The organism is Nonomuraea sp. NPDC003709, from assembly GCF_040610775.1.
Lineage (GTDB): Bacteria > Actinomycetota > Actinomycetes > Streptosporangiales > Streptosporangiaceae > Nonomuraea > Nonomuraea angiospora_A.
The window spans coordinates 193,686-206,442 of record NZ_JBEXMW010000007.1 but is presented as its reverse complement, the minus strand read 5'-3'; the positions used below and the strand labels follow the sequence as shown (position 1 = coordinate 206,442).

The following is a 12,757-nucleotide window of genomic DNA, read 5'->3' as shown; positions in this document are numbered from 1 at the left end:
CTCGACGAGGCGGCCGATCGCATGTCGTACGCGCCCCCGTCGAGCACTGACGAAAGGGCGCTCACCATGACCACCACCTGGCCAGCACTGCTCTCCACGCTGCTCGACGGCAGGTCCCTCACCTCCCTCCAGGCCAAGTGGGCCATGGAGCAGATCATCGGCGAGACGGCCACGGACGCCCAGATCGCCGCGTTCGCGATCGCGCTCCGGGCCAAGGGCGAGAGCGTGGCCGAGGTGTCCGGGCTGGCCGACGGCATGCTCCTGAAATCGGCCGCGATCAGGGTCTCCGGCGACCCCGTGGACCTGGTCGGCACCGGCGGCGACCGCGCCCACACCGTGAACATCTCCACCATGGCCGCCATCGTCGCCGCCGCCGCGGGCGTCAAGGTCGTCAAGCACGGCGGCCGGGCCGCCTCCTCGCTGGCGGGCGCGGCGGACGTGCTGGAGGAGCTGGGCGTGGTCATCGACCTGCCGCCGGCCGCGGTGGTCAGGGTCGCGGACGAGGTCGGCATCACGTTCTGCTTCGCGCCCGCGTTCAACTCCGGGCTGAGACGCACCGCCGGGCCGCGCCGCGAGCTGGGCGTGCCCACGGTCTTCAACTTCCTGGGCCCGCTCACCAACCCGGCCCTGCCGGCCGCCCAGGCGGTCGGCGTCTTCCACCAGGGGATGGCGCCGGTCATCGCGGGCGTGCTGGCCCAGCGCGGCTGCTCCTCGCTGGTCTTCAGGGGCGACGACGGGCTCGACGAGCTCACCACCACGGGCCCCTCCACGATCTGGGTCGTACGCCGGGGCACGGTCACGCCCACCGCCTTCGACCCGGCCGACCTGTCGATCCCGCGGTCGCGCCAGGACGACCTGCGCGGCGGCGACGCCCGGCACAACGCGGCCGTGGCACGGGCCGTGCTCGCGGGCGAGCGGGGCCCGGTGCGGGACGTCGTCCTGCTCAACGCGGCCGCCGCCGTGGTGGCCGCCGAGGGAACGCCGCCCGCACCCGACCTCACGCCCGCCCTGGGCATGGCCTACAAGCGGGCCGCGGAGGCGGTCGACTCCGGCGCCGCGCTGTCCCTGCTCACCCTGTGGGCGCACGCCACGCAGGCCCAGGCGTCAGCGGGTCACTGAGGCCGGGTCATCGACAACACATCGAGCGCGGCGTCGAGCTGCTCCTCAGTGAGGGTGCCGTCGGCCACGTGGCCGCGCTCGATGACCACCTCGCGGATGGTCTTGCGCTCGGCCAGGGCCTGCTTGGCGATCTTCGCGGCCTCCTCGTAGCCGACGTACCTGTTCAGCGGGGTGACGATCGACGGGGACGACTCGGCGTACTCGCGCAGGCGCTCGACGTTCGCCGTGATGCCGGCGACGCAGCGGTCGGCGAGCAGCCGCGACACGTTCGCCAGCAGCCTGATCGACTCCAGGATGTTGCGCGCGATGATCGGCAGCTGCACGTTCAGCTCGAAGTTGCCGGAGGCGCCGGCGAACGTGATCGCCGTGTCGTTGCCGATGACCTGGGCCGCGACCATGGCCGTGGCCTCGGGGAGCACCGGGTTGACCTTGCCGGGCATGATGGACGAGCCGGGCTGCAGGTCGGGCAGGTTGATCTCGGCCAGCCCGGCGCGCGGACCCGAGCCCATCCAGCGGAGGTCGTTGGCGATCTTGGTCAGCGAGACGGCCACCACCTTGAGCTGGCCCGACAGCTCGACGATCGAGTCCTGCGCGCCCTGGGCCTCGAAATGGTCACCGGCCTCGACGAACGGGATGCCGGTGGCCTCGGCCAGCTTGGCGATGGTCGCCTGAGCGAAGCCCGGCGGGGTGTTGATGCCGGTGCCCACGGCCGTGCCGCCCAGGGGCAGCTCGAGCACGCGCTCAAGGGCCGTCGCGACCCGCAGGACGCCGTTCTCGACCTGGGTGGCGTACCCGCCGAACTCCTGGCCGAGCCTCACCGGGGTCGCGTCCATCAGATGGGTGCGCCCCGACTTCACCACCCCGTCGAACTCGATCGCCTTCTCCCGCAGCACCGCCGCCAGATGCCTGAGCGAGGGCAGCAGGTGGAAGGTCACCTCCGTCGCCGCCGCCACATGGATCGAGGTGGGGAAGACGTCGTTGGACGACTGGGAGGCGTTCACGTGGTCGTTCGGGTGCACGGGACGGCCGAGGCGCTCCTCGGCCAGCGTCGCGATCACCTCGTTGGCGTTCATGTTGGACGAGGTGCCGGAGCCGGTCTGGAAGACGTCGATCGGGAAGTGGGCGTCGTGCTCGTTCTCGGCGACGTCGGCCGCCGCCTGGGCGACGGCCTCGGCCAGGTCCTTGTCGATCACGCCCAGCTCGCCGTTCACCTCGGCGGCCACCGCCTTGATCAGGCCGAGCGCGGCTATGTGGGACGGCTCGAGACGGCGTCCGGAAACCGGGAAATTCTCCACTGCCCGCTGGGTCTGCGCGCGCCACCTGGCGCCTGAGGGCACGCGCACCTCGCCCATCGAGTCATGCTCGATTCTGAACTCGCTCATGACTTCCAGTCTGACCCACGACCGCCTTACGGCCGCGGCGCGGGTCAGCTGGAGAAGAGCGCGACGATGAGTACGGCGATCACCACGGCGGCCGCGGCGGCCACCGCCATGAGCACCAGCATGCCGTTGCGGTTGCCCGAGGGCTGCTCCGGCTGCCCGGCGATGGCGAACAGGTCGGTCCCCAGGCCCTTGCCCTGCCGCGGGACCTGCTGGCCCCCAGGCGGGGGCGGCGGCTGCTGGGGGCCCGGTTGCCGGGGGGCGGGCTGGCGGCCCGCGGGCGGCGTGGTGGGCGGATAGACCTGCTGGCCGGGCGCGGGCGGGAGCTGGATGCGCGTGGTGACGACCGCGCCCTCGTCGCCGGGCCCCTGCGGCGGCCTGCTCTGCTCCGGAGCCGGCGGGAACGGGCCCTTGGGACGCTGGACGCTGACCGTCCGCTCGGGGTCGAACCCCGCTTCAGGAGAGGCTGCGGCTCCTTGAGGGCCGGATTGCGGCTGGCGCTGAGGCGCGGCGTTGCGCGGAACGGTGGGCGTGCCGGGGCTCGTCATCGGCCCGTGCGGCCCCGACGCCGGCCCCCGGCCCGGGCCACCGGGCACCTGGCCGCCGGGCACCGGGCCACCGGGCACCGGGCCGCCTGGCGCGCCGACGGGCCCCCTGGGCGCCTGCGCGCCCGGACCCTGGCCTGGACCTGGACCCTGGCCTCGGCCGGCGGGACCCGGGCCCCAGGGCGGCTGGCCGCCGGGAGCGCCCGCGCCTCCGGGCCCGTACGGCGCAGGGCCGGCCTGGGGGACCGGGGGCTTCTGCACAGGGTTCGTCTGGGCCTGGCCCGGATTCTGCTGGGCCGGATCCTTCTGGGCTGGGTTCTTGCCGGCGAACGGGTCGGGCAAAGCGGCCTCCTGCGCCATGAGAGCCTCAGCCGTGATCGCCGGCATGTCGCTCGTGGGGGTGTCGGCGACCATGCGCAGCAGGGTCTCCGCCTTGGCAGCGTTGAGGCGCTGCCGGTAGTCCTTGTTCAGCAGCCCGTTCAGCACGGGCCGCAGCTGACCTGCCTGCGTGGGCGGGTCGGCGCTCTCGGTGAGCAGCGCCGCCAGCGTCTCCGCGATCGTGGCCCGCTCGTACGCCGGGCGCCCCTCGACGGCGAAGTAGAGCGTCGCCCCGAGCGACCAGATATCCGACTCGGGGCCGGTGTACTCGCCCCTGGCACGTTCCGGGGCCGTGTAGCCGGGCGAACCGATCACCATGCCCGTTTTCGTCAGCCGCGAGTCGCCCTCGGCCTTGGCGATGCCGAAGTCGGTGAGCACCACGCGCCCGCTCTCGGTGATGAGCACGTTGCCCGGCTTGACGTCGCGGTGGGTGATCCCCTGGGCGTGCGCGGCGCGCAGCGCCCCGAGCAGGTCCACGCCGATCTCCGCCACGAGCCGTGGTGGCAGCGGCCCCTCCTCGTCGATCACCTGCTCCAGCGATCGGGCCTCGATGAGCTCCATGATGATCCACGGGCTGTCGTCCTGGATCAGGACGTCGTGGATGGACGCCACCGAGGGATGGTTGATCCGCGCGGCGATGCGGCCCTCGCGGACCATGCGTTCGCGCAGCTCGGCCCGCTGGTCGTCGGTGAGTCCCGGGTCCTGGCGGATTTCCTTGACCGCCACCTCGCGCCCGAGCGCGCGGTCGCGGGCGCGCCACACGGTGCCCATCGTGCCCCGGCCGAGCGGGGCTATGAGCTCGTAGCGCTCCGCGAGCAGGCGTGTCTGCTGTTCCGGCATGAGAAGAAGATATCGATTCTCGCTTGGGAAGTGCTTTACCCTCGCTTGCGAAGTTCTCTTGGCCAGAACCGCCGAGGAAGGCACAACTTTATCACCGTCGCTTTGAAACGGGCATAAGCGGACGGCGTCGGCCGCGCTTCGACGCGCTTCCTGTGCACGCCCTCACCGGGCTTGCGCTCCTGCCTGGGCACCGGGACAGACAGCGCTGTCGTGGAGACGTCGGCCCTGTGAAGCCCACGATGCGTGGGCCTGCGTGTGAAAGACGGCGGGTTGATGGTCGGCCCGGAACGTACGGGCTTGCGCGGGGCCAGCGGCTCCTCGGCCGAGCCTCCGGCGGCCACCCTGGCCAGCATGAGCGAGGCCCGTACGGAGTCGAGCCTGGTCGCGGGGTCGATCCTGAGCAGCGCGTCAAGCACGGGGGCCAGCGGCCCGGCCTTGGTCATCGGGATCGGCTCGCCACTGGTCAGCGCCGCGAGCGCGGCGGCGGCCGTACGGCGCCCGTGCAGGCCCCTACCCTCGACGGCGGTGTAGAGGGTCGCGCCGAGCGACCACAGATCGCCCGCCGGGCTGGCCTTCGAGCCCAGCACCCGCTCTGGAGCGATGTATCCCGCGGACCCCAGGACGATGCCCGCCTGGGTGATGGAAACGTCACCTTCCAGTGCGGCCAGACCGAAGTCGGTGAGCACCGCGCGGTCCTCGGTCACCAGCACGTTGCTCGGCTTGACGTCGCGGTGGAGGATCCCCTTGGCGTGCACAGCGCGCAGCGCCCCGAGGATCTGCCGGCCGATCTCGGCGGCCCTGCGCGGGTGGAGCGGTCCCTGCTCCTGGATGAGCTGCTCCAGGGACTTGGCCCGCAGCAGCTCCATCACGATCCACGGCCGGTCGTCCTCGGTGACCACGTCGAAGACGGTGATGACCGAGGGGTGCGCGACCATCGCGGTCGCCCGGCCCTCGCGCTCGGTGCGCGCGCACAGCTCGGCACGCAGCTCCTCGTCGAGCACATTGGGCAGGCGCACTTCCTTGACCGCCACGTCGCGGTCGAGCAACTCGTCATGTGCCCGCCAAACGGTGCCCATGCCGCCGCGTCCGACCGGCTCCATAAGCCGGTAGCGCGCGGCGAGTAGGTAACCGGAGGGCGCACGCATGCCTGGCAGCTTACCTATTTGTGTAAACCGACCAGTAGAGGCGCGGCCGATAAATTGTTGCGAACTTAAGTCAACCCGCCTGACTCGTGACGTCAGCAAACCTCCTGGCCAGATCGGCCCAGTTGATGAGGCCCCGCAGATTCTCGGCGCAGTCCGGGCGCGCGTTCCGATACAGAGGGTGGCCGGGGAGGTTCCCGGGCCGGCGCCGGCGAGGCGTGGCCGCGGGGTCCTGCCGTCTCTTGGCAATGTCGAGGGAGTCAGATTGGTCCCGCCTCGCGGACGGCCTTACCCACGGCCCGCACGGGCCTGCCGTACCGGCTTTCCTGAACGCGTTTGCGCAGCTCGGCGGCGATGTGTGTCGTGCGGCACACTCGCGGGCCCGTTAAATGTGCATGATGCAAGGCAGGGGACTTTCAGGTGTACGGCAGGCTGACGGACAGGAACTGAGGGGCCCTGTCAGCGAGTTGTAAGGGTCCCGTAAGGGGGCGGGGGCATGGTACAGCCATGAGAGAGGGAGTTCTCCCACAGGCCCGCAAAGTGTCGGTGCCCGGCGTCAGAATGAGGGCGAACACCAAGGTTCCACCACTAACGACAGGTCGTTGAGGGACGTGATGAAGATGCGCCAGACCCAGGTTCGCACCCGGCCGAAGAAACCGAGCGGGATCGCTCTGGACCTTCGCACGCCGTCGGGGCGCAAGCTGCCCTTTTGAAAGCCATGAATCAGGAGCGCAATCTGAGAGGTGCGCGATGTGCTGTCACTACCCCGCTTGCCCGAGTGCCGACTCACCCGACCGTGAGGCCTCACACGTGATCGCGGCCCACCCCGACCAGGGCTGGAGCCTGCTCTGCAACGGCGTCGTGCTGTTCGACGACACCGGTCTGCTGCTGCCCGACGGCACCGTCGTGGCGCCGCACCGGGCCCCGGTGGCCGCCTGAGCCGCACCTCGCCCGCGCCAGGGGCGCATCCGGCTCACTCGCCGCCACCCTCAGCCCACCGCCTCCCCGGCGACCCGGCCTTCCGGGGTGACACCGCCCCCCGGGGCCGGCGACTCTCGCGCCTGGCTCGCCCGTCCGCCGCCATGGCCCCGCCCCACCGGCGGTCGGCCGCGCCGGTGGGTGGAGCCTCAAGGGATCAGGCGGTCAGCGGCGGCCGATCGTCAGCACGGGGCCGGTGCGGTCGGTGAAGAAGTCGTCGCCCTTGTCGTCCACCACGATGAACGCCGGGAAGTCCACGACCTCGATCTTCCACACCGCCTCCATCCCCAGCTCGGGATATTCCAGCACCTCGACCTTCTTGATGCAGTCCTGCGCCAGCCGGGCCGCGGGCCCGCCGATGGAGCCGAGGTAGAACCCGCCGTGCTGCTGGCAGGCCTCCGTGACCTGCTTCGACCGGTTGCCCTTGGCCAGCATGACCATGGAGCCGCCGGCCGCCTGGAAGCGCCCCACGTACGAGTCCATCCGCCCGGCGGTCGTCGGCCCGAACGAGCCCGACGCGTACCCCGAAGGGGTCTTGGCCGGCCCGGCGTAGTAGACGGCGTGGTCCTTCAGGTATTGAGGCATCTCGCCGCCGTTGTCGAGCAGCTCGGCGATCTTGGCGTGGGCGATGTCGCGGGCGACCACGAGGGGACCGGTCAGGGAGAGGCGGGTCTTGACGGGGTATTTCGTGAGCTCGGCGAGGATCTCGGGCATGGGGCGGTTGAGGTTGATCTGGACGACGTCGTCCGAGAGGTGCTCGTCCGTCGTCTCCGGAAGGAACCGCGCCGGGTCCGTCTCCAGCTTCTCGAGGAAGACGCCCTCAGGGGTGATCTTGGCCAGCGCCTGGCGGTCGGCCGAGCAGGAGACCGCGATGGCCACCGGGCAGGAGGCCCCGTGCCGGGGCAGGCGGATGACGCGTACGTCGTGGCAGAAGTACTTGCCGCCGAACTGCGCCCCGATCCCCAGCTTCTGCGTCAGCTCGAAGACCTTGGCCTCCATCTCCAGGTCGCGGAACCCGTGCCCGGACGCCGACCCCTCCGTGGGGATCGAGTCGAGGTAGCGGGCGCTGGCGTACTTGGCGGTCTTCAGCGCGTACTCGGCGGAGGTGCCGCCCACCACGACGGCCAGGTGGTACGGCGGGCAGGCCGCGGTGCCGAGCGAGCGGATCTTCTCCTCCAGGAAGGCCATCATGCGCTTCTCGTTGAGCACGGCCTTGGTCTCCTGGTACAGGAACGACTTGTTGGCCGAGCCGCCGCCCTTGGCCATGAACAGCAGCTTGTACTCGTCCGGGTGGCCGTGCGGGTCCTCGGCGTACAGCTCGATCTGGGCGGGGAGGTTGTTGCCGGTGTTCTTCTCGTCCCACATGTTCAGGGGCGCCATCTGCGAGTAACGCAGGTTGAGCTTGGTGTACGCGTCGTACACGCCCCGGGAGATGTGCTCGGAGTCGAGCCCGTCGGTCAGCACGTGACGCCCGCGCTTGCCCATGACGATCGCGGTGCCGGTGTCCTGGCACATGGGCAGGACGCCACCGGCGGAGATGGAGGCGTTCTTGAGCAGGTCGAGCGCCACGAAGCGGTCGTTGCCGCTCGACTCGGGGTCGTCGACGATCTTCCGGAGCTGGGCGAGGTGCGAGGCCCGCAGGAAGTGGGAGATGTCGTGGATGGCCGTCTCGGTCAGCAGCCGCAGCGCCTCCGGCTCGACCTCGAGGAACGTACGCCCGGCCGCCTCGACCTTCCGCACCCCCTCCGACGTGATCAGCCGATACTCGGTCTCATCGGCTCCCAGCGGCAGCAGGTCGGTGTAGTCGAACTCGCCCATGTCCATCCTTTCGGTCCCCCAAGAGATTACGCGCCTCCGGGAGATCCCACTTCGCTGACCGCCTGCGACCGTCCGGCGGTCAGGCCGACCAGGATGCCGGCGATCACCAGGCCCGCGCCCAGCAGGTCGTACGCGGTCGGCATCGCCACGCCGAGCACCGCCCCCGTCACGATCGCGCCGACCGGGATGATCCCCGCGAAGAGCCCGGCCCGGCCGGGGCCCAGCTTGGGCAGCGAGCTGTACCAGAGGAAGAACGCCACCACGGTGACCACGGTCGCCAGGTACGCGAACCCGAGCGCCTCCGCCCACGTAGGCGGCCGGAACATCCCGGCGCCCTCGTGCGCCAGCCCGATCACGGCCAGCAGCGGCACGGCCAGCGCCGTCGAGTAGGCCGACACCCTGATCGCCCCCAGCCGCGGCAGCAGCGGAATGGCCAGCATGGAGAAGCACACCTCGCCCACGAGCGCTCCCAGCGCCCACAGCAGGCCGGTCAGGTTGCCGCTGCCGAGCCCCGTGGCCAGCGTCGCCCCGGCCACCACCACGCAGGCCCCGGCCAGCAGCCGCGGCGCGGGCCGCCCGCCGGCCAGCGCGAGGGCCAGTGGCACGGTGCCGAGCACGGTCCCGACCAGGGCCGGTCCGGCGGCGCTGGTCGACTCGATCACGCAGACGTTGAAGATGACCAGGCCGAACAGGGTGAGCCCGGCGAGGCAGAGCAGCTCGCGCGGCGTGAGGCGGACGAACCGCAGGCCGAGCGCTCGCGTTATGACAAGCAGGATGACCGACGCCACGAGATACCGAACGGCCTGTCCGCCGTATATGGGATAGCCGTCCACCAGTCCCGACACCCCGGCCAGCGTCCCGACGAGGAACATGGCCGAGGCCGCACCCACGATGCCGTTTCTCATGCGAAGGATGCTAGAGAGACAATGGTTCGCGTAAACAGTCCAATGTCCCGCCAGAAGACAGGACCAATATGGCTGACCTCCATATCCAGATAAATCGCGATAAGGGGGGAATCGCCGGGCAGATCGCCTCCGAGCTGCGCGACTCCATCAGGGGCGGCCGGCTGACGCCGGGCACCCGCCTGCCCGCGACCCGCGACCTCGCCACCGACCTCCAGGTCTCCAGAGGCGTGGTGGTGGAGGCGTACGAGCAGCTCGTCGCCGAGGGCTTCCTGGTCTCCCGGGTGGGCGTCGGCACCCAGGTCACCCCCAAGACCGCACCCCGGGCCGCCCCGCGGCAGAAGACGCCTCCCCGGCCCAAGCCGGTGCGCCGCGCGTCGAGCGCCCCCGTGTGCGCGCCGTACTACGGTCATCGCCCCACCTCTCCTGACCTCAGCCACTTCCCCCGCGAGCGCTGGCTCGCCGCCGTCAGGCACGTCCTGACCACCGTACCCTCGGAAGCCTTCGATTACGGGGACCCTGGCGGGGTGCCTGAGCTGCGAGAAGAGCTGGCCGGCTATCTCCGGCGGGTCAGGGCGGCGGACGTGCGCCCCCAGAATCTCGTCATCGTCGGCGGCGTGGCGCAGGGCCTGAGCCTGGTGCTGCACGTGCTGAGCCGGCAGCGGCCGATCCGGCTCGCCGTCGAGGACCCGACGAGCCACCGCCAGGCCCCCCTGCTGCGGCGGGCGGGCGCGCACCTGGTGCCGGTGCCCGTGGACGAGGAAGGCCTGGACGTGCGGAAACTGAGCGGCGACGCCGTCCTCGTCACCCCGGCGCACCAGTATCCGACCGGCGTGGTGCTCTCGCCGCCGCGCCGGGCCGCCCTCATGGAGTGGGCGTACGCGGGCAACCGGGTGATCCTGGAGGACGACTACGACGCCGAGTTCCGCTTCGACCGCGACCCCGTCGGCTGCCTCCAGGGCCTGGCCCCCGACCGGGTGGTCCTCTCGGGCAGCGTCAGCAAGGCCCTGGCGCCGGGGCTGCGGCTCGGCTGGGTGGCCGCGCCTCCCGACCTGGCGGAGGCCGTCCGCCGGGCGCGGGGCGAGCTGGACCTGGGCTCGCCGGTCGTCGAGCAGTACGCGCTGGCGCACTTCCTGCGTACCGGCGGCTACGACAAGCACCTGCGCAGGATGCGCCGCGAATACCGCCGCCGCAGGGACGCCCTGGTCAGGGCGCTGGCCGAGGAGCTGCCGGAGGTGCGGGTCAAGGGCATCGACGCGGGCCTGCACGTCTACCTGGAGCTGCCGGCCGGCTGGGACGAGCTGAGGGCCGCGCGCGTCGGGCAGGAGCTCGGCCTGTCCGCCGAGCCCGTGGGGCCGATGCGCGAGTCGGCGGGGCCCGCGGCCGTGGTGGTGGGGTTCGCGCGACTGCCGGCGCACAAGGCGCTGGACGCTGTACGAGGCTTGAAGGTCAGAATGTCAGGACAAAATGTTGACTGAGGCAGAAGGGCTCGCTTAGAAAGAAAGCCTGGTCCTGATTGGAGGCGTCATGCGTGTGGGACTGCTGGGTCTGGGCAGAATCGGAGCTTTTCACGCCGCGACCCTGGCCGCGCATCCGCTGGTGGACGAGCTGATCGTGGCCGATCCCGTGCGCACGTCGCCGTACGGCAGGCCGGGGGACCCGTTCGAGTCGGACGCCGTGGTCATCGCGACCCCGACCGGCACCCACGCCGAGCTCATCGTCAAGGCGTGCGAGAAGGGCATCCCGGTCTTCTGCGAGAAGCCGGTCGCGGGCACCGTGGACGAGACCGTCAAGGTGCTGGAGGCGAGCGCGGGCAACCGGGTGCAGATCGGGTTCCAGCGCAGGTTCGACCCCGGTTACGCGGCGGCGGCGGTCGCGCTGCGCGCCGGTGAGCTGGGGGAGCTGCACCGCGTTCACCTGATCACCGCCGATCCCGCGCCGCCGCCCGCCGCGTACATCGCGACCTCCGGCGGCATCTTCCGCGACTGCCACATCCACGACTTCGACATCCTGCGCTGGGTGACCGGCCGCGAGGTGACCTCCGTGTACGCGACCGGGGCCAACCGCGGCGCCGCGTTCTTCGCGGAGGCGGGCGACGTCGACAACAGCGCCGCGCTGCTCACCCTGGACGACGGCACGCTGGCCACCCTGCAGGGCTCCCGCTACAACGGCGGCGGGTACGACGTGCGCATGGAGCTGGCCGGCACCAGGCGCACCCAGGCCGTCGGCCTGAGCCCGCGCGCCCCGCTGCACTCGGCCGAGGGCACGCCGAGTCCGCAAGATCCCTGGCCCGATTTCGTCACCCGCTTCGAGACCGCCTACCGCAACGAGATCGACGGCTTCCTGACCAGCGAGCAGAGCCTCTGCACGATCGAGGACGCCCTGGAGGCGCTGTACGTGGCCGAGGCCGCCGATCTGTCGCTCCGCGAGCGCCGTACCGTCGAGGTCGCCGAAGTGCGGCGGTGAGGCCGCTCAGGCGGCGGAGGGGTTGGGGGTCTGGCGCCTGGGCTCGAAGCCCGGGGCGAGGGCGATGATGACGGCGGCCAGCACGAGCGGCGCGGCGAACGCCCACCGCAGGCCCGCCGCGTCCGCGATCCCGCCCACGAGGGCCGTGCCCACGACGAAGCCGATGTAGTTGAAGAGGTTCACCCGGGCGATGGCCACCCCGGTCCCGGCCGGGTCGAGCTTGCCCGCCGCCGAGAACGACTGCGGCGCCACCACCGACAGCCCCACCCCGGTCAGGCCGAACGCGACGATGGCCAGCGGCTGGGTCGGGGCCGCGACGACGCCGAGGAAGCCCAGGGTGGCGATCAGGCCGCCGATCCTGACGATGGCCGCGGGCCCGTACCGCCGGACCGCGAGGTCGCCGCCGAGCCGGACGGCCAGCGTGGTCGCCTGGTACGCGGCGTAGGCCAGCGGGACCACCTGCGGACCCGCCGAGAGCACGTTCTTCATGAACAGGGTGTTGAAGCTCGACACGGCGGAGTCGCCGATGTACAGGAACCCCATGGCCAGGCAGAGCGGGATGATCGGCCGCCAGGGGAATCCGCCCGCGGCGGCGTCGGCGGGGGCGTCCTCGACCTTCTCCTCCTCCGGCGAGCACAGACCGCGTCCGAACACGAGCGAGCCCGCCAGCGCGAACACCATCGGGACCGACATGATCACCGGGAGCGGCAGGGTGGCGGCCACCGACGCCCATCCAGCCGCGAGCATGCTGAACACGCTCCACAGGCAGTGGAAGCCGTTCAGGACCTGCACGCCGTACCTGCGCTCGACCGCCACGCCCTGCATGTTCATGCCCGCGTCCACCGCGCCCAACGCCACGCCGAACACCAGGAGCACCGGCACCAGCAGCGGCACGCTGGGCGCGAGCCCGACGAGCACCACGGCGAGCGCGACCACGGGCTGGGCGACGCGCAGGAGCAGCCTGCTGCCGAACCGGGCGGCGAACGTGCCCGCCGCCACGCTGCCGACCCCCGCGAACACGGGCACGATCAGCAGCAGGAGTGTCAGCGCGCCCTCGTCGAGGCCGTGCTTGGCCTGCAGGTTCGCGACCTGGACGAGCAGCGAGGCGAAGGACAGGCCCTGTACGGCATAGACGACGTACGTGGCGATGCGGGCCTGACGATCACGCGAGGACGGCACGACGGCCTCCT

The 12,757-nt window shown here is 71.4% G+C and carries 10 protein-coding genes; 4 read left to right on the top strand and 6 right to left on the bottom strand.

Annotated features, from left to right (window positions below; genetic code table 11):
- Positions 1-66 precede the first annotated feature (66 nt).
- On the top strand, positions 67-1,119 hold the full coding sequence (trpD, locus tag ABZX61_RS22775) for an anthranilate phosphoribosyltransferase (RefSeq protein ID WP_350725665.1): 1,053 nt from the start codon (positions 67-69) through the stop codon (positions 1,117-1,119).
- Here trpD and ABZX61_RS22770 read toward each other — a convergent pair.
- Genes ABZX61_RS22770 through ABZX61_RS22760 form a run of 3 tightly spaced genes read right to left on the bottom strand, consistent with a single transcriptional unit; the run spans position 1,113 to position 5,406 of the window.
- Complete coding sequence (locus ABZX61_RS22770; RefSeq protein ID WP_355197321.1) at positions 1,113-2,501, bottom strand: class II fumarate hydratase; 1,389 nt, start codon at positions 2,499-2,501, stop codon at positions 1,113-1,115. The two genes, trpD and ABZX61_RS22770, sit on opposite strands and share 7 nt — an antisense overlap.
- Positions 2,502-2,545: 44 nt before the next feature.
- Positions 2,546-4,261 (bottom strand): serine/threonine-protein kinase, encoded by a 1,716-nt coding sequence (locus ABZX61_RS22765; protein ID WP_355197319.1) that lies wholly within the window; start codon positions 4,259-4,261, stop codon positions 2,546-2,548.
- A 35-nt stretch (positions 4,262-4,296) separates the two neighbouring features.
- Positions 4,297-5,406: a serine/threonine-protein kinase gene (locus ABZX61_RS22760; RefSeq protein WP_350725660.1), complete on the bottom strand. Its 1,110-nt coding sequence runs from the start codon at positions 5,404-5,406 to the stop codon at positions 4,297-4,299.
- A gap of 747 nt (positions 5,407-6,153) precedes the next feature.
- Between ABZX61_RS22760 and ABZX61_RS22755 the strand changes: the two genes are divergently transcribed.
- Positions 6,154-6,342: a DUF5999 family protein gene (locus tag ABZX61_RS22755; protein ID WP_350725658.1), complete on the top strand. Its 189-nt coding sequence runs from the start codon at positions 6,154-6,156 to the stop codon at positions 6,340-6,342.
- Between the two features lie 204 nt (positions 6,343-6,546).
- Here ABZX61_RS22755 and ABZX61_RS22750 read toward each other — a convergent pair whose 3' ends face one another.
- Together ABZX61_RS22750 and ABZX61_RS22745 are read right to left on the bottom strand one after the other, a co-directional pair.
- A complete protein-coding gene (locus ABZX61_RS22750) occupies positions 6,547-8,199 on the bottom strand; it encodes a fumarate hydratase (protein ID WP_350725656.1) in 1,653 nt (550 codons plus the stop codon).
- A 26-nt stretch (positions 8,200-8,225) separates the two neighbouring features.
- Entirely contained in the window at positions 8,226-9,104 is an 879-nt protein-coding gene (locus ABZX61_RS22745) for a DMT family transporter (RefSeq protein WP_350725654.1), read from the bottom strand.
- 68 nt (positions 9,105-9,172) lie between these two features.
- Between ABZX61_RS22745 and ABZX61_RS22740 the strand changes: the two genes are divergently transcribed.
- Together ABZX61_RS22740 and ABZX61_RS22735 are read left to right on the top strand one after the other, a co-directional pair.
- Complete coding sequence (locus ABZX61_RS22740) at positions 9,173-10,579, top strand: PLP-dependent aminotransferase family protein (protein ID WP_355197316.1); 1,407 nt, start codon at positions 9,173-9,175, stop codon at positions 10,577-10,579.
- A gap of 49 nt (positions 10,580-10,628) precedes the next feature.
- Complete coding sequence (locus tag ABZX61_RS22735) at positions 10,629-11,567, top strand: Gfo/Idh/MocA family oxidoreductase (RefSeq protein WP_355197314.1); 939 nt, start codon at positions 10,629-10,631, stop codon at positions 11,565-11,567.
- Positions 11,568-11,573: 6 nt separating this feature from the next.
- Here ABZX61_RS22735 and ABZX61_RS22730 read toward each other — a convergent pair whose 3' ends face one another.
- On the bottom strand, positions 11,574-12,746 hold the full coding sequence (locus tag ABZX61_RS22730; RefSeq protein ID WP_350725648.1) for an MFS transporter: 1,173 nt from the start codon (positions 12,744-12,746) through the stop codon (positions 11,574-11,576).
- Positions 12,747-12,757 lie beyond the last annotated feature (11 nt).